Here is a 16,606-nt window from a genome sequence, read left to right as displayed (position 1 = left end):
TTTTATCAGAGGCTATGAATATAGCATTAAAACATCGTCCTAGTAGCTTTAAAGATCTAGTAGGTCAAGATATATTAGTGCGTGTATTAGAAAATGCTTTTATTTTAAACAAAATCCCACAGTCTATACTGCTCTCTGGTAGTAGTGGAGTTGGTAAAACCACCACTGCAAGGATAATAGCTTTATGTTTGAATTGTTCCCTGGGGCCAATTTTTGAACCTTGCGGATCATGTGAAAATTGTCTAGCAATAAAAAATTCAAGCCATCCAGATGTGATTGAAATTGATGCAGCAAGTCACACTAGCATTGACGATGTTAAAGTAATCCTGGGAGATATTTGCTATTCACCTATAAGCTCTAAATTCAAAGTCTACATTATAGATGAAGTACACATGTTATCCAGCAGTGCATTTAACGCATTACTTAAAACCCTAGAAGAGCCACCCTCTAGTGTAAAATTCATTTTAGCAACTACAGAAATAAAAAAGATACCAATAACTATTATTGCACGTTGTCAAAGATTTGATTTACACAACATTCCTGTAGCTAAAATAGTAGAACGTTTAAATGATGTTGCACAAAAAGAGAGTTATTCCATTGAAAAGGGGGCATTAGAGTTAATTGCACGACATTCTGGAAATTCAATGCGTAACGCCTTGTTTTTGATGAATCAAGCAGTGCTATATAGCAAAGATGGTGCAATATCCACTAAAAATGTGATAGACATACTTGGCCTAGTGGATAAAGATATTATATTCGATCTATTAGGAGCAATATTAGAAGGTGATTTACAGAAAGCTCTATCAGTGTTTGACAAGGCGATAAAAACAGCAAACCCACTTAGTATTTTTGAAGGTCTATTGCAAACAATTCAGTTAGTATGCCGTTTTTTGATTACAAAAGAAATTGATAATGCAGTTACAGAGTATGAAAAGAACAGGATAAAAGATTTAAGTATAAAGAAGTCTTTAATATTTTTTTCGAGATTGTGGAAGGTGTTGCTTAAAGGTATTCAAGATATAAAAACTTCAACATGCAACGATGTTGCTGCTGAAATGATGTTAATTAGCCTCTGTTATCTTTCTGATCTGCCTTCTCCGGAACAAGTGGTCAAAAAAATTCTTTCGCAGAATGCACAGCAGGGAAATACGCATAGTATAGGAAATGAACAGCAACAAAATTATGATTTTGACAAAGTTTTGCAACTATTAAGGCGGAGTAACCAAATTTATCTTTACAAACAACTGTGTAATAATCTACAATTAATAGATTGTAAACCTGGATATTTAAAATTAAAAGCTGTATCTAAGTTGGATAGTAATTTTTGCAATGATTTAAAAAATTACTTAAACCAGGTGACTCAGCAGGAGTGGGTTATTACAGTTGATACGGGTTATATAAATAGGGAAGTGAGTAATTTAAATTATGCACCTGCAGTTAAGGATATACTTGATACATTTAAAGGTGCAAAAGTAGTTAATATAGAAAATAAGGAGTAAGTTGTGGATTTTAGTCAAATAATGAAACAAGCGCAAGAGATGCAAAAAAAGCTTGCAGAAGCTCAAGAAAAATATGTTGGGAAAGAGTTTCAAGGTATTTCTGGTGGTGGCAAAGTTTCTGTATTAGTGGAAGTCATAAAAATAGGTAGCTATAAAGCTAAAAAGGTGAACATAGACTTAGAACTTATGAGAAATGAGGAAAAAGATATAGTAGAGGATTTAGTAACAGCAGCGTTTAATGATGCCGTTAAAAAAGCAGAAGAAGATATGGCAAATGCAACTTCTGATCTTGCAGGTATGATGGGTTTACCACCTGGGTTTAAACTTCCTTTTTGAATTTACTACTGAAGTTTCTTTTGGTGTAAGTATTTCTTTTTTAATATTTCTAACGCCAGTACTTCTTCATATAATGCACCTATAGCTAGCACAGCCCTACGTCATACCGCGGTTCATTCGCGGTATCTCATCCGCTAACATGTAGCGGGATGATGAGGTTATCGTCTGCTGCCACGAACCGTCATACCGCGATTCATTCGCGGTATCTCAGCCGCTAACACGTGGCGGAATGACAGCAGTCCTACGTCATACCGTCACGGTATCTCTAGATCCCGCTAACACGTAGCGGGATGACGGTTGTCAGGCTAGTACCTTCCCCTGTCATTCCAGTGCCCTGACTACTTGGATCCAGGAAACTTAACTTTAATGAACGTGTCAAGTAGGCTGCATAATAAGGACTAGATTCCAGTGTCAAGCACTGGAATGACATGGTGAGGCGTCATCCTGCTGCTCCTTTCTTGTCATCCCGCGCGGAATAATTAACCGTCATACCGCGATTCATTCGCGGTATCTCAGCTGCTAACACGTAGCGGAATGACAGCAAGTCCTACTCACGGTATCTCTAGATCCCGCTAACACGTGGCGGAATGACAGCAGTCCTACGTCATACCGTCACGGTATCTCATCCGCTAACAAGCAGCGGAATGACGAGGTCTTTCGATAGTAAATCTTACCTATGTTAGCTATACCAAAAAATCAAAAGTCGTGTAACTCTATTTATTCATTAATAAAATCTTTGTCTTCTCCTAAAAATTAGTTAAAATGTAGAATATTTTGTGTTATTAAGTTAGCACTTGACTTAACTTTAGTTGTTACTTAGACTGCTAAAGTGGAATTTTAATTTTTTTTTACGAGGACAATTATGCATTATAAAAAGTTTTTTTCAGCAGCCGCTTTAGCAACGTTGCTAAGTTTATCAAACTCTGCTTTCTCAGATCCTGTTGGTCCAATAAGTGATGAAGAAACTAGCTACTACGTTCGTTTGCAATACAACGGTGAAATTTTACCTCTTTTCACAAAAGTTGATGGTATTGCACATAAATCAGGCAAAGACAATAATAGTCCCTTAAAAGCATCTTTTATAGCTGGCGGTGGTGCGTTTGGTTATAAAATGGACGACATCAGGGTTGACGTTGAAGGACTTTACTCATGGTTGAATAAAGATGCAGATGTAGTAGGTGATACAGTTGCAGAAAGCTTAACAGCAATTTCAGGATTAGTTAACGTTTATTACGATGTAGCGATTGAAGACATGCCTATCACTCCATATGTTGGTGTTGGTGTTGGTGCAGCGTATATTAGCACACCTTTGGCAACTGCTGTGAGTAGTCAAAATGGTAAATTTGCTTTTGCTGGTCAAGCAAGAGCTGGTGTTAGTTACGATGTAACTCCAGAAGTCAAACTTTACGCTGGAGCTCGCTATTTCGGTTCTTATGGTGCTAACTTTGATAAAACTGACAAAGACGGCAAAGGGGAACTCAAAGTTCTTTACAGCACTGTTGGTGCAGAAGCTGGAGTAGCGTTTAATTTCTAGTCTATCTCAATCTTGTTATCCCAGTGGGTTTTTTCTTGTCATTCAAGTAGCATGACACTGGGGTGGCTTTGTTGCATAGCGTTCAGAAAAACTAGTGATTACTGACTAAATTCATTATAAAATGACGATTTAAGGATAAATATGCCACAAAAAATGAGAGTCAGTAACCAAAACGAATATAACAAGTTTCTAGAAAAAAGAGGAAATATTTTTCATGATATCAACGAAGCCATAGAAAATTGGTATGAAATTGGGCCAAAATGCAGGGTGGCAACAATATTTACAGCAACAAAGTGGTAATTTTGATACATATAATAACCCATCTGTTCAGAATAGGTTTGAGACAAACAGTCGGGTTTATAAAATGATATTTGCAACGTAATTGGTATGCCTAAATTTAAAATAGTCGCATAAAATTATTTACTCTGGAAAAAACTTACGTTGCTATGCAACAAAGCCATCCCAGTGTCTGCTGCTTGCATAGCATTTATCTACCAAAACAATCGTCATGCAAGAGACTTTGCTTGGATGTGTGATATAATTTAAATTGTAAGGTCTAAAAAATACTAGCATGAATGAAGTGATAACATTTGGTTGTCGTCTAAATTTTTACGAGAGTGAGTTAATCAAAGAAGCATTAAAAAAAGCAGAAAGAAAAAATGTTGTTGTGGTACATAGCTGTGCAGTGACAAACGAAGCAGAACGCCAAGTAAAGCAAAAAATACGTAAGATCTATAAAAACGACCCAAGTAAAGAAATTATCGTAGTTGGTTGTGCTGTTCAGTTGGATCCAGAAGTTTACAGTAGCATTCCTGGTGTAAGTAAAGTGCTCGGTAATCAAGATAAGCTAAAAGCTGAAAATTACTTACTAAATGACGATAAAATCTTAGTCAGTGATAACCAAGTAAACAAATCAGAACCTGTTCTAATTAATGGATTTGAAGATAAATCAAGGGCATTTATTGAAATTCAAAATGGTTGTAATCATAGCTGCACATTTTGCTCAATTACTGAGGCAAGAGGGAATAATCAATCTGTGCCAATAAACAGTATTATAGAGCAAATTAGGATCTTTGTAGAAAATGGATATCAAGAAGTAGTGTTTACAGGTGTTGATATTACTGACTTTGGTACAGATTTGTTTGCCAAGCCATCACTTGGTTCAATGATTAGGAGAGTTTTAAAAGATATACCAGAGTTGAAGAGGCTAAGACTTTCCTCTATCGATGTTGCTGAAGTTGACGACGAATTAATGGATTTAATAGCTAATGAGTCAAGACTTATGCCTCATTTACATTTGAGTCTACAATCTGGTAATAATTTAATACTAAAGAGAATGAAGCGTCGTCACAACAGAGAACAAGTAATAGAATTTTGTCATAAAATGAAGAGCTTGAGGCCTAATATAGCATTTGGCGCTGATATTATTGCTGGATTTCCAACAGAAACTGATGAAATGTTTCAGGATACAGTTGATTTACTGAAAAAAACAAATATAGTTTACCTACATGCTTTTCCATATTCAGAGCGGAAGAATACACCTGCTGCACGAATGCCACAAGTACCAGAGAATGTGCGTAAAGAACGAGTAAAAAATTTAAGAGAAATGAATAGAGAAATGATGAGTAGCTTTTATCAATCTTTGATAGGCACTGAACAAAGTGTTCTGGTTGAGCAAAATAATGTCGGTAGAACAGAAAATTTTGCATTAGTAAAGCTTGAATCAAAAGCTCAAGCCAAGAGTATTGTGAAAATTAATGTTAAAGGAGTGGAAAATAATTATCTAATTGGAAATATTCTTTCTTAATTTTTGTACATTAAAGAAATATATGATATAGTAGTTATACTATAAATGATAATTATGGGTTCATTTGTGATAACTAAAATATCTATTACTTTATTTTTGATTTTCATTCCATGTGTCTATTTTTTTATTACTTATATTAGTAATACACACATTGAGCAAGTACAACTCTTAAAACTAGAAACGGACAATAATGAAGATGTAATGCATTCTGAAGAGGTTACTGAGAAAAAAATACTAATAAATGATTTAAAATATCAAGAACTTGAAAGTAGTCCTACTGAACAACCTTCTATTCTCCAAGTAGCTGATCAGAAAAATATGTGGTCACGTATTGCAGATCAAGCTGATAATGAGCAGCCTACAAAAGAAAAATCAAAAAAACTTGATTTTTATGTTAGTGCTAACGGTGGTAAGGTATACCATGATAATTCAGAAACATTTGTAAAGGGTATAAAGGCAATAGGGGAGAGAGTCCTAACTTTAGTTGAAAGTCATTATGGTTTTATGATAAAAAATATAGTGGCAAATGAAATTAAAAGCATAAAAGAATTTAATGGTAAAATTGATTTCCAATGGGTTAACAGCATATCTTTAGGTTACTATGCTGGAGAAAATGGCCGAGTTGATTTTGAAGCCATGTATTCTAGAGCCAATATTGAAAATAGTAATTCTCCTCTGGTATTTGATAAATCAGCAAGTATATTTGCGTTTTTGTTAAACTTATATTATAATCCCAGCTTTCAGGATACGCAATTTGCTCCATACATCGGCCTTGGTATAGGACCAACAGTTTTTAGATTAAAAAGAATTAATGGATCACCCCAAAGTTCAATGCCACTTAATGTTCCTTGGTTTGCTTATCAAATAAAGCTTGGTATTAACTATTCAATAATCCCAGAAGTCAAAACCTTTCTCGGCTATCGTTACTTTAGCGTTCCGATACCTGTTGCAGATGACATATCCACTCATAATATTGAAGTTGGTTTGATATTTAATTTTTAGTAGTGATTTAATATATATATAAATTCTTATCTTTTCTATCTAACAAACCAAATGTTGGTACGATTGTTGCTTTTAAAAAAATGACAGTTTCTACTGTTCTAATGTTATTCGCTAGCCTTTTTGACTTCTGATGTAATGTAGCTTTAAAGCTTTGCTTATCTTCCCTATGTTCTATAAGCCCGCCGATTACCATAATTTCACCGCTCTTAATTTTTAACATAGAGTTCATTTCTCTGATTTCAACAATTGGAATGTCGCTATTTAATTTCATTTTACTCTGCTGTGCGATGTACTCTATATCTGGATCTTTAATGTAGCCGTTAATTCTTGATAAAGTTGGATGTATATCCATGAATATTTCACTAGTATCAATGTTAATGCTTGGGTGGATTATTAGCACAACACCTATTGGAACACTATTCATCTTGGTAATTAAGGTCTGATTAGAATTTCTAGTATCTTTTTGTATGTCGGAAGTAAAATAAATATGGTTTTTAGTAAATGAAATCATCGCTTGCTGATTATTTATAGCATGTACTCTGAGGCTTGAAATTACAGTTGAAGTGCCAAATTTGTCTAAATTTCTTATTAAATCTCCTAGATCACTCGCACCAAAGTTCATTGCTAGGTTAATAATGGAGTTATCTTGATTTATTATAGACTTAGTTCCATCGCGTAAGTCATTTAAGTTTATACCAGAAAGATATTTGTCATCTAACACAACTTCAACTATTTTTGCCTCTATCATTACTTGAGAAGACGCTAATTTCTTAACCTTATTAATATATTCTTCAACAGCTTTATGGATATCTTTTCTAGCATTCAAAATAATAACACCAGCTTCTCTGTTGGATGAAAGGAATTCGCCATCATCCACCCCGTTAACATCCATTATTGCATTCAAGCCTTTTTCTAATGAATTCCATAAGTCACTACTGTATTGAGACTTCATAACATTGTTAAAGTCCCTATCAGTGTGACTTCCATCACTGTTAGTAATATTGTTACTAATGACGAAACTGCTTTGAGCAGAATGTTGAATATTAATGAAGTCTGCGTAATAATTTTGCGCGTATGGCAAGTCCTGCTCAATTCTAATTACACCATTGCTTGTTGAGTAACGCAATTTGGCGCTATTTGCTATACTCTGAATTACTTCATTTATATTCTTATCTTTTAGCTTTAAAATAATATTACCTGATATTTTTGGGTCTATATCCAAGTTAACGTCAGAAAGTTTTCCTATCTCAATCAGCAAATCTTTTACTGATACTTCTTCACTAACATTAATAGAAATAAGCTGATTACTGATTGTGAGATCGGGAAACTCTATTGGTAAAGGCATAATTTCTGGTATTGCCGGTTCATTAATCTCCAAAGAGGTGTTGTATTGCTGCAACGAATAATCGTGCTCACCTATATCATGATGATCTTCGTTGCCTATATTAGTGAGATGTTGCTTAGTAGGCAGGTGTGTGCAAGAAATAATGAAGAGGAGTATTAAGCATTTAAAAATAGCCATTAGAACAGCATATAGATCTATACTAATAGATTTCTATAAAAATATTAAAAATGTATTTAATTTCGTTTTCATCGAGCAGATAATTGTCATATATTAGCTTGACCTACACTGGCTATAGCTAAACTGACTTAGATTTACCGACGATTTGAAAAACCGTCATCCCGCTACGTGTTAGCGGGATCTAGAGATACCGTGACGGTATGACGGTTCGCGGCGGTATAGTAACTCGTCATTCCGCTACTCGTTAGCGCCGTGGCGGTATAGCTATATATGTTTTTTTGTACGCCCCTCTTGTACTTAAATGTAGAGTAAGTTTTCCAGCATAGCCTTAGTTTTTTTATATATTTTACTTCTTTCTCTATATTTAATAATAGGCTTAAAAATAAATGGTAAGCCTATAATTGTTAAGCTTAGAGCTAGGGTTGAAAGTATACAACAGGCTTTGTGTTTACTATGTAGCTCTTTCAGGTAAAGCATCAAAAATCTACAAAATTTTTTGTAATTTTCTTCGATGTTTTTTTTGCTATGAGCCTTGCTAATGAATATATCTATTGCGGTATGACCGTTATTACACTTAATGTTAAGGTCTGCACCTTTTTCTGTTAACAGCTGAGCTATATCAAAATAATCCTTTTGAACAGCAAGATGTAGAGGTGCAAAACCTTGTTGCTCACAAATGTTCATATTGGCTCTAACTTCCAATAACATTTTCACAATTTTTGTATGGCCTTTTTTAACTGCCAGTAGCAAGGGAGTTCTGTTACATTTAGTAACAGCATTAATGTTTACCTTAAGCTTCAATAAGAGCTTAACTGTTTTAGTGTTACCATTATGGCTAGCTTTATGCAGCCTGGCGTTGCCATTAAAATCTTGATCATTTGCATCTATTCCTTTTGATACAAGAAATGTTACCATTTTTCTATTATTATGCTCAATAGCGCAATCTAATGCATCAAAACCATGGTTGTTTTTTGTGCAAAAAAACTCTTTAAGTTTAATTTCATCGTTACTTGCTTGCTGTCTTTTTGCAATAAGTTTAACTATTTGCATTTTGTTGTTATACGCTGCTAGGAAAAGCGTAGTGTTATTTTCTGCATCTTTGGCTTCTATATTTGCACCTTTCTTTATCAGATATTCTATAATTTCTGCTCTGCTGTCATAATGTGCAGTGCATTGATAGATAGTTAAAAACAAAGGAGTGCGAAAATTGTTATCTTCACATTCGAGATTTGCTCCGCTATCAATTAAAATTTGGACGCTTTTTTTAGAACCGTATAGTGAAGCTATATGAAGAGGAGTATAGCCCTCTTTGGCGTCTTTTTCATTAATTTTTGCGCCTTTTGTTATCAAAAAATCTATTAATTCCGTGTCATCTTGTAGTGCAGCAAGGTGCAGTGGAGTGAATCCATTTTTATCCTTGGAATTGATTGTCAGTTGATTAACAAAAAGTTTAGCAATTTTCTTGTGTCCATGCATAATGGCGTAATGCAGTGGGTTTCTATTTTCGTTGTCTACGACATTAAAATCAGCTTCGTGCTCTAGCAATGATTTTACTCCAACTAAATCGCCTTCTTTTGTGAACTTATGCAAGAGAGTGATTCCACTTGCATCTTTTGAGTTAATATCAAATCCATTTTCTACTAATTGGTTTATATCTTCCTCACGCGCCATATCACTTAAGTCTCTAATTGAACCCTTTTCGCGTTAATAATACTCCTACTTGATTAAGTTTAAATGAATCTGTGAGAAATGGCTAGGATACTATGCATTCTTGCATAACAAACTTTTGGCAGCGCGTTGGATGAAACAAAAAAACCACTTGACAAACTCCGCCAGCCCCCTTATTATGACAATAAGGGTATTTATGACTCAAAACTTGTTTTTGACCTGCAGGCTCAATGACAAAATTCAGTAAAAAACTTAGGGTATTTTTTGGCGGATTACATAAAATTATAGCGGCTGCATGTCTTTTAAATTTTTTCTACATTCAGCCAAACCGCGCTTAAACTAAGCGTCAGCACATTATTACAGCGCCACTTACAGTAATATAGAGTCAAAACTCGCTACTCGGGGCTTCTTTTGCCTTTTTTTTCATTTGGTAAATTTCTTAAATATTTGTAGCTAAAAGAGCCCAAGAGAGGTGTCATTCCAGTGCTCCTTTTTTTGTCATCCCAGTGCTCAGACATTGGGATCTAGCTAAGTTGGTGAGTATAAAAGTAGCCGTTTTATGTTAAAATACAACGTTTTGATGATTATGAAAAGGCTGGATTCCAGTGTCACGCACTGGAATGACAAGAAGAGGGCACTGGGATCTAGCTAAGTTAGTGAGTGAAAAGTAGCCGTTTTATGTTAAAATACAACGTTTTGATGATTATGAAAAGGCTGGATTCCAGTGTCACGCACTGGAATGACAAAAAAAGGAGCACTGGAATGACAAGAAAGGAGCTACTCGGATGACAGGAGAAAGGGGCACTGGAATGATACTATTATAGAGTGAACCAGTGTCTGGGCACTGCCGTCATAAAGGAACCAGTGTCAGCTACTTGGATGACACCATCCTTTTTTCTGGATCCCAGTGGGCTTTGTTGTATAGCTACTTATGAAGAGGGCAAATGGAAGAAATTCATTTGCCCTCAAACTGTGCCTTGCGATCCTTAAAAGGAAGAGTAGATAGATCTTTCACCTCACTATTCACCTCAGTCACTGTTGTTGCAGGAGGAGCTTGAGGTCCTGTTTGTAAATTAGCAGGCTTAGGAGGTATTGGTGGCTTTTCTGTATTTGGTTGGTGGCTTGGCAAAGCTGCAATTTTAGGATATTGTTGATCCACATCATCAGATCTATAACCACTCTCGGGAGTGCTTGTTCCTTTTTCATCGTCTGATTGGTGGTTTGGAGGTGTTTGATGTTCATCTTCCCATTCACTATTAAGTGTACGATTTTGATCGTCATCTTCGTCATCACTATCACTCGAATAATTTGCTTTAAATCGAGACTGAAGCTTTTTGGACAAAACATCTATAAGATTTTTTGGTTGCACATCTTCCAGTTTATTTAACCTCTCTTTCTCCCTCTTGTCAGACTCTTTCTTGTTCGTGAGTTTTGTTCCTTTTTTTATTGCCTTAAGCAAATCATTATTAGCTTTAGGCATACTAGGACCACCAGTTTCCTTTAGTTTTACATTCTTTATCCCTGCGAACATATCATCATCCTTGGTTTGCATCGTAAGCTTGGGAGCTGGTGCACCACTTGCTTGATTCAATTGCTCAGGAGTTGGCATAGGAGGAGGAGGTGGTGGTGGAGTACCAGTTAATGGAGGAATTGCTACACCAAGTGTTAGCTGATGTTGTGAAAGAGTAGGCGTACTTGACTTATTCTTCAGATCAGTACCATTTTCACACACAGATTTTTTTGTTGGTTCTGGAAATTCAGTATGTTGTTGGTCAGACTGATCAAATTCTTTTCCACTCAGATCTATTTTTTTCTCATTACCAGCTATAGAAATGGCCCGTTTAATAAGATATATCACTGAAGCCAATGCAACAACCGTAGAAACAGCAAAAATTGCTAAAGGAACTGCTGCAATGGCACCAGAACCAGAAATTGCTGTAATAACATAAGGAAGATATTGACCAGCTGTGAAACTAAATGCAGATAATGATAAAACAGCAATTAAAGGACCAAGATTTGATGTACGCATTTTTTACTTCACTTGTTAATGATAATTTAATAATAACTAGATTATCATCATTCGTCAATAGTTTATGACTAAATTAATGTTTATATTAAGATAATACACGACAAGTAATAGCCATAATATTTATAGTTACTTTTCAAGCATGTATTGAAATATCTCATTAGCCATAGCAACATCTTGGCGCGGGGCTTTGCCGTGTTCTATAAACACAGAGATTGCGTAGCGCGGGTTATGGTAAGGACCATAAGCGATAAATAACTTATGACTTTCACCCTTAGAGTTTATCTCTGGTGTACCGGTTTTGCCGGCAATTTGTATGCTGCTTAGCCCTTTTCTATAGTTAGAATTCACCACGTCAAACATAGCTTTTCGAATTATGCTAAAATGCTCATAATCTACATCAATGTCAGGGAAATTTTGCACTGTATTACTCATTTCAATGTGGGGAATTACCTCTTTTCCTGTTGCAATCCTCGCTGCAAGAACTGCAAGCTGCAGTGGTGTTGTAAGCAAATACCCTTGTCCTATAACTAAGTTGATAGTGTCACCTAAATACCACTGCGAATATAGTTTTCGTGCGCGCCAATCTCTATCGGGCAACAATCCCGGAGCTTCTTCCTTAAACGTTCCAATCAGCGACCCACCGCCAATACCAAATTTTCTGGCCATTTCCACCAGAGAGTCTACACTTATTTTTTTTCCTATGTTATAAAAGTAAGTGTTGCATGATAATGCCATTGCCTCATTTAAAGATACATACCCATGGACTTTGCTTTTCAGGCAACGAAATTTCCGCTCACCTATTTTCATATAGCCCTTACACGAGAATTTCTCTTCTGGTATTATTATCCCGTCTTTTAAACCCGCAAGCGCAACTATTACTTTAAATATTGAACCAGGTGGAATTTGATACGACAATGCACGATTCACAAGTGGTAATGAAGGAGTATTCAAGCTTTCCCAAGTCTCATTTGATAGTCTGCTAGCAAAAAGATTATTATCGTAAGAAGGTGAATTATATAGTGCTAAAATTTCTCCGTTACTTACATCAATTACCACTGCGGAGCCTTGGTGATCTTTAAATACCTTTGCGATTTTCTCTTGCAGATTAATATCAATTGTTAGCTGTATATCTTGTCCGTCTTGTTGTGGTATGCTTGATAATTCTTTTATGACGCGTTTTTTAGAATTTATTTCCTGCTCAGATTTTCCTGACTTGCCTTTCAATATATGATCATATGTATATTCAATACCGCTGATTCCTACTTCGTTTATGCCTTGCTGTCTTTTTGTATATCCAATTACATGAGAACATATTGAACCAAACGGGTAATAACGTTTATAAAGAGCAGTTACTTTTGTTTCTGACGATCTTGCTATTTTAGACTCGACTTCTGATAATGTTTGCAAATCGACCTCCTCACCAGAAGTTTTTTGCCCATCAAACAGAACAACATACGAAATTTTGTTTACCGCAAGTTCAGTGCTATTCCTATCTAAAATTTTGCCCCGCTGAGGCATAATAGTAGCGACTCTTATTCTATTACTATTAGATAGTGCTTCGTACTTTTGTCTGTTTCGTATTTGTAAATTATATAACCTATAGCTAAAAATAGCGGAAATGGTAAGCTGAATACCACCTAATATGAATGCTCTGCGGTTAAAGACTTTGTTTTTTGTCCACATAACATTCCTTCAAAACGCACTTTTTCCCCCTCTTTTATTGTTACACTTCTGGCTTTTACCGTATTACAAACCCTTTCCTCCCACTCACTTAAGGTAACAAACTTGTAACCCGATTTTTTTAGTATTTTAATAATATGAGGTAAAGCTTCAATTGTGTTTGATCTGTTATTGTGATCATGAAACAGTATAACTGCTCCATTATGTACATTACTTAAAACTCTTTCAACTAAAGCTTCTGGTTTATCACCTTGCCAATCTAGCGAATCAACTGTCCATAATATTGAATACATATTTAATTGATCAGTATTTTCAATCAGATTATCGTCATGACATCCATATGGCGGGCGAAACCATTTTACATCTTGTTTTATTGCATTTTTAATTGCTGTATTTGTCTTTTCCAATTCTTGCAATTGTTCCTCACTTGAAAGTGATGTCAACTTCCTATGCGACCAAGAGTGATTGCCTAACTCATGACCTGCTTCATGGATTTTCTTTACTATCTCATATGTTTTTTTATTTATACGTTCACCAAGCACAAAAAACGTTGCTTTTGCTTCATAGCTTTCCAGAACATTAATAATATCGTTTACTCTATTGTTGGAAGGCCCATCATCAAACGTAAGCGCAACAAACTTATCGTCGTTATTCAACAATTTTTTTATATTACTTAAATTTCTATATGATAGATCCAGATTACAACTGAGCCCACAGTATGGTAAATTAAAATTACAATCACCACAGAAAACCGCGCTTGAGTATAGCAAAAGAAAAGTTATTATCCTTATAAACATTTTGTAATCAGCAAAGTGATAGGATACTATGCACTTTTTTGCTAAGTTAAGCCATCTTTAATTGCTGTAGCCTTTACTTCATCACTTCTTTAATATATTATATTAATAATTTTATATAATATATTATGATTGCAAATATAAATACCGTTGCGCTTCAGGGAATTAGCACAGTAAATGTCAATGCACAAATTCATATGGCAAATGGTATTCCAGCTTTTAATATTGTTGGATTGCCGGATAAAACTGTTGCGGAATCCAAAGAGCGCATCAGAGCAGCGTTAAATTCAATCAATCTACTACTACCTCCAAAAAGAATTACAGTTAATCTCTCCCCTGCGGATTTGCTGAAAGAAGGCAGTCATTATGACTTGGCTATCGCTATTGGACTACTTGTTGTAATGAATGTGATACCAGTTGAAAAAGTTCAGTCTTATATAATTATGGGTGAACTGGCTCTTGATGGCAGAGTTATTCCAGTTTCAGGAGTGCTGCCAACAGCAATTAATGCAAAAAAGGCAAATAAAGGAGTAATTTGCCCAAGGGGAAATGGAGTAGAGGCTTCATGGGTAAAGAATGTTTCAATTCTAGCTATAGAGAAATTAACTGATATTATCAGACACTTTAAGGGTGAGCAATTAATTCAGCCAGTAATTTTTAATTATAGTGATGCACCCAAAGAAAAAAGATTGGTTCCCGATATGAAGGATATCAAAGGCCAAGTTGTTGCAAAAAGAGCAGCTGAAATTGCAGCAGCAGGTGGGCATAATATGCTTCTTGTTGGCCCTCCTGGTAGGCTTTGTTGCATCGCTACTTATGAAAGGCTAACTATAGCTAGAATTATAAGCAACCTATTGAAAATCTTGTTTTTTTGCAATCAATCTGATCAAATTTAAGAATAGTAATTTATTATTTATATTAATAAACTTAATTCTATTGAAAATAGCTAAAGCATTGAAATTCTTGAATTTTAGCCGGATTAGTGAGTGGTAGTGAAATTTCTTTTACTCAAATTTAGGTATTCACTGACCGTTCTTGTTATAAATACCAGAATAATAAGCTACTGATATTCTCCATCTTTTTTATCTTTAATCCATCATAGCTAGCGATGCAACAAAGCCCCTGGTACTGGAAAATCAATGCTTGCTAAGCGCTTTATAGGATTGCTGCCTGATTTGACCGAACAGGAGATGATTGATGTTAATATTATTTCCAGCATAACAAAAACTGGTAATGAAATATTCAAAGTAACTCGCCCCTTTCGTGAACCTCATCATTCATGCTCTATGCCAGCAATGATAGGGGGAGGAAAGAATGCAAAACCTGGAGAAATCACTATGGCTCACAATGGCGTGTTATTCCTTGATGAGCTACCTGAATTTCCAAGACTTGTGCTTGATTCTCTGCGCCAACCACTTGAAGATAGAAAAGTTACCGTTGCAAGGGCAAATGCTCACATAACCTACCCTGCAAATTTTCAACTGATTGCTGCGATGAACCCCTGCAGATGTGGTTACTTGGGGGATGCAAGTAGATCGTGCAACAAAGCTCCAAAGTGTGGCACAGATTACAAAAACAAAATATCAGGACCATTGCTTGATAGAATAGACATATGCATTGAAATGCCAAACGTTAGCATACTCTCTCCTGAAATCTCTGTGGAGGGAGAAAGTACTAAAATCATAAGAGAAAGAGTGATAGCAGCAAGAAAATTTCAAACTGAGCGTTATAGTAAATTGAATGTTCGTTGTAACGCAGAAGTAAGCGGTGAAGCATTTAATAAATTTACTGAACCAGATCAGGCAGGGTTAGAATTGCTAAAATACGTACTGAAAGAAAATTACATTTCCAATCGAGGCTACACACGCGTATTAAAAGTTGCAAGAACCATTGCAGATCTTGCAAAAAGTGAAGAAGTAAAAAGAGCACACATTGCTGAAGCGCTGAATTACAGAATAAGGATATATTAAAAAATTAGTTTACTTGACAGACAATTTGTTTCATTATATACTGCCCTTAATGAAATTTTAACATTCTATTTAAGGAGTAGAGTTATGGCATTAAAAGAATATAATTACGAACAAGAACATAGTGTTTTTCACGCTATTTTAGAGGGATATAAAAACCCTGATAATGGACACTGGGGAGTTACAGGTGCTGCTGGTGGGCTTGGTCAGTATATTAAGGATAATAAGTTAAGAACAGCATTATTTCCGGTTGCAGTTGCAAGTGTTGTCTTTACAGCAATGCATATGAAAGCAGGCTTTGTTAGTGCAGCAGAAGCTTCTGGGTTTCTTGCTAAGACTGCCAGCTACTTTGTTGGGACAAATCAAGCAATAGCTGCTTCATTACCTGGATTTATCGGAACAGGTGTTGCTGGTCAGATAGTTGCAGGTGCCATAATGACAATTGCTGCAGCTGCTGTTCTTTATGGAACATATCAAGTTGCCTCAAAATTAAAAGATGTTGTGGTTGAAGCATCGAACAAAGCAGAAAAAGGTGTATAATAACTTCAACAAAACAAAAAGGGATAGGTCTCTGTCCCTTTTTATAAACATTTTTTATTTTTTTGAAGTAATATCATCCAAAAATCTAGTAATTATAAAATAGCACTTATTAGTATAAATATTAAGAATAAGTAAATCCCGTTTACTGTTTACGCCTATAGAAGTGAAAAGTATTTGCATATTATTAAAAAAGCGGTAACTTACTATCAAGTGAATTCGCTAAATTTG

At 35.4% G+C, this 16,606-nt stretch carries 13 protein-coding genes and 2 pseudogenes; 10 read left to right on the top strand and 5 right to left on the bottom strand.

What is annotated here, in order from left to right; translation table 11 throughout:
• Positions 1 to 14: 14 nt before the first annotated feature.
• The 6 genes from dnaX to ABWU38_RS00730 all read left to right on the top strand — a co-directional run bounded on the left by dnaX (position 15) and on the right by ABWU38_RS00730 (position 6,178).
• Complete coding sequence (gene dnaX, locus ABWU38_RS00755) at positions 15 to 1,499, top strand: DNA polymerase III subunit gamma/tau (RefSeq protein WP_265016627.1); 1,485 nt, start codon at positions 15 to 17, stop codon at positions 1,497 to 1,499.
• A 21-nt stretch (positions 1,500 to 1,520) separates the two neighbouring features.
• Positions 1,521 to 1,835: a YbaB/EbfC family nucleoid-associated protein gene (locus ABWU38_RS00750; protein ID WP_064125278.1), complete on the top strand. Its 315-nt coding sequence runs from the start codon at positions 1,521 to 1,523 to the stop codon at positions 1,833 to 1,835.
• Between the two features lie 862 nt (positions 1,836 to 2,697).
• Positions 2,698 to 3,369: a P44/Msp2 family outer membrane protein gene (locus ABWU38_RS00745; RefSeq protein ID WP_253309239.1), complete on the top strand. Its 672-nt coding sequence runs from the start codon at positions 2,698 to 2,700 to the stop codon at positions 3,367 to 3,369.
• A gap of 141 nt (positions 3,370 to 3,510) precedes the next feature.
• A complete protein-coding gene (locus ABWU38_RS00740) occupies positions 3,511 to 3,669 on the top strand; it encodes a hypothetical protein (protein WP_253309240.1) in 159 nt (52 codons plus the stop codon).
• Positions 3,670 to 3,940: 271 nt separating this feature from the next.
• Positions 3,941 to 5,176, top strand: a complete 1,236-nt coding sequence (gene mtaB, locus ABWU38_RS00735) for a tRNA (N(6)-L-threonylcarbamoyladenosine(37)-C(2))-methylthiotransferase MtaB (protein ID WP_353272306.1) — start codon at positions 3,941 to 3,943, stop codon at positions 5,174 to 5,176.
• Between the two features lie 66 nt (positions 5,177 to 5,242).
• Positions 5,243 to 6,178 (top strand): outer membrane protein, encoded by a 936-nt coding sequence (locus tag ABWU38_RS00730; protein WP_253309242.1) that lies wholly within the window; start codon positions 5,243 to 5,245, stop codon positions 6,176 to 6,178.
• Between the two features lie 7 nt (positions 6,179 to 6,185).
• On the opposite strand, the gene ABWU38_RS00725 is transcribed toward ABWU38_RS00730, so the two are convergent.
• On the bottom strand, positions 6,186 to 7,700 hold the full coding sequence (locus ABWU38_RS00725) for a secretion system protein (protein WP_353272305.1): 1,515 nt from the start codon (positions 7,698 to 7,700) through the stop codon (positions 6,186 to 6,188).
• Positions 7,701 to 7,997: 297 nt separating this feature from the next.
• Positions 7,998 to 9,371: an ankyrin repeat domain-containing protein gene (locus tag ABWU38_RS00720; RefSeq protein WP_264731602.1), complete on the bottom strand. Its 1,374-nt coding sequence runs from the start codon at positions 9,369 to 9,371 to the stop codon at positions 7,998 to 8,000.
• Between the two features lie 657 nt (positions 9,372 to 10,028).
• Here ABWU38_RS00720 and ABWU38_RS00715 point away from each other — a divergent pair.
• Positions 10,029 to 10,157 carry a hypothetical protein gene (locus tag ABWU38_RS00715; RefSeq protein WP_353272304.1) on the top strand — a complete coding sequence of 43 codons (129 nt, stop codon included), beginning with the start codon at positions 10,029 to 10,031 and terminating at the stop codon, positions 10,155 to 10,157.
• A 166-nt stretch (positions 10,158 to 10,323) separates the two neighbouring features.
• On the opposite strand, the gene ABWU38_RS00710 is transcribed toward ABWU38_RS00715, so the two are convergent.
• The 3 genes from ABWU38_RS00710 to ABWU38_RS00700 all read right to left on the bottom strand — a co-directional run bounded on the left by ABWU38_RS00710 (position 10,324) and on the right by ABWU38_RS00700 (position 13,874).
• The gene (locus ABWU38_RS00710; RefSeq protein ID WP_353272303.1) at positions 10,324 to 11,397 is read right to left on the bottom strand and encodes a hypothetical protein; all 1,074 of its coding nucleotides are present in this window, start codon (positions 11,395 to 11,397) and stop codon (positions 10,324 to 10,326) included.
• Positions 11,398 to 11,523: 126 nt separating this feature from the next.
• Entirely contained in the window at positions 11,524 to 13,080 is a 1,557-nt protein-coding gene (locus tag ABWU38_RS00705) for a penicillin-binding transpeptidase domain-containing protein (RefSeq protein ID WP_264687761.1), read from the bottom strand.
• The gene (locus ABWU38_RS00700) at positions 13,035 to 13,874 is read right to left on the bottom strand and encodes a polysaccharide deacetylase family protein (protein ID WP_265016630.1); all 840 of its coding nucleotides are present in this window, start codon (positions 13,872 to 13,874) and stop codon (positions 13,035 to 13,037) included. The genes ABWU38_RS00705 and ABWU38_RS00700 overlap by 46 nt, the downstream gene beginning before the upstream one ends.
• A 125-nt stretch (positions 13,875 to 13,999) precedes the next feature.
• Between ABWU38_RS00700 and ABWU38_RS00695 the strand changes: the two are divergent.
• The 3 genes and pseudogenes from ABWU38_RS00695 to ABWU38_RS00685 all read left to right on the top strand — a co-directional run.
• Positions 14,000 to 14,665: pseudogene (locus tag ABWU38_RS00695) on the top strand (magnesium chelatase domain-containing protein); the annotation flags it as partial.
• Positions 14,666 to 14,992: 327 nt separating this feature from the next.
• Positions 14,993 to 15,841: pseudogene (locus tag ABWU38_RS00690) on the top strand (YifB family Mg chelatase-like AAA ATPase); the annotation flags it as partial.
• A gap of 84 nt (positions 15,842 to 15,925) precedes the next feature.
• A complete protein-coding gene (locus ABWU38_RS00685; protein ID WP_353272302.1) occupies positions 15,926 to 16,378 on the top strand; it encodes a hypothetical protein in 453 nt (150 codons plus the stop codon).
• The last annotated feature ends 228 nt before the right edge of the window (positions 16,379 to 16,606 follow it).

This window comes from Wolbachia endosymbiont (group A) of Urophora cardui, from assembly GCF_964028435.1.
GTDB lineage: Bacteria > Pseudomonadota > Alphaproteobacteria > Rickettsiales > Anaplasmataceae > Wolbachia.
Note: the sequence above shows the minus strand (reverse complement) of the source record. Positions and strands in the feature narration are given on the sequence as shown.

Excerpts from the sequence above, each read along its gene's own strand:
- ABWU38_RS00720 (WP_264731602.1), bottom strand. The coding sequence starts at position 9,371 with ATGGCGCGTGAGGAAGATATAAACCAATTAGTAGAAAATGGATTTGAT.
- ABWU38_RS00750 (WP_064125278.1), top strand. The coding sequence starts at position 1,521 with ATGAAACAAGCGCAAGAGATGCAAAAAAAGCTTGCAGAAGCTCAAGAA.
- ABWU38_RS00725 (WP_353272305.1), bottom strand. The coding sequence starts at position 7,700 with ATGGCTATTTTTAAATGCTTAATACTCCTCTTCATTATTTCTTGCACA.
- ABWU38_RS00700 (WP_265016630.1), bottom strand. The coding sequence starts at position 13,874 with ATGTTTATAAGGATAATAACTTTTCTTTTGCTATACTCAAGCGCGGTT.
- ABWU38_RS00745 (WP_253309239.1), top strand. The coding sequence starts at position 2,698 with ATGCATTATAAAAAGTTTTTTTCAGCAGCCGCTTTAGCAACGTTGCTA.
- mtaB (WP_353272306.1), top strand. The coding sequence starts at position 3,941 with ATGAATGAAGTGATAACATTTGGTTGTCGTCTAAATTTTTACGAGAGT.
- ABWU38_RS00685 (WP_353272302.1), top strand. The coding sequence starts at position 15,926 with ATGGCATTAAAAGAATATAATTACGAACAAGAACATAGTGTTTTTCAC.
- ABWU38_RS00705 (WP_264687761.1), bottom strand. The coding sequence starts at position 13,080 with ATGTGGACAAAAAACAAAGTCTTTAACCGCAGAGCATTCATATTAGGT.
- ABWU38_RS00740 (WP_253309240.1), top strand. The coding sequence starts at position 3,511 with ATGCCACAAAAAATGAGAGTCAGTAACCAAAACGAATATAACAAGTTT.
- ABWU38_RS00710 (WP_353272303.1), bottom strand. The coding sequence starts at position 11,397 with ATGCGTACATCAAATCTTGGTCCTTTAATTGCTGTTTTATCATTATCT.
- dnaX (WP_265016627.1), top strand. The coding sequence starts at position 15 with ATGAATATAGCATTAAAACATCGTCCTAGTAGCTTTAAAGATCTAGTA.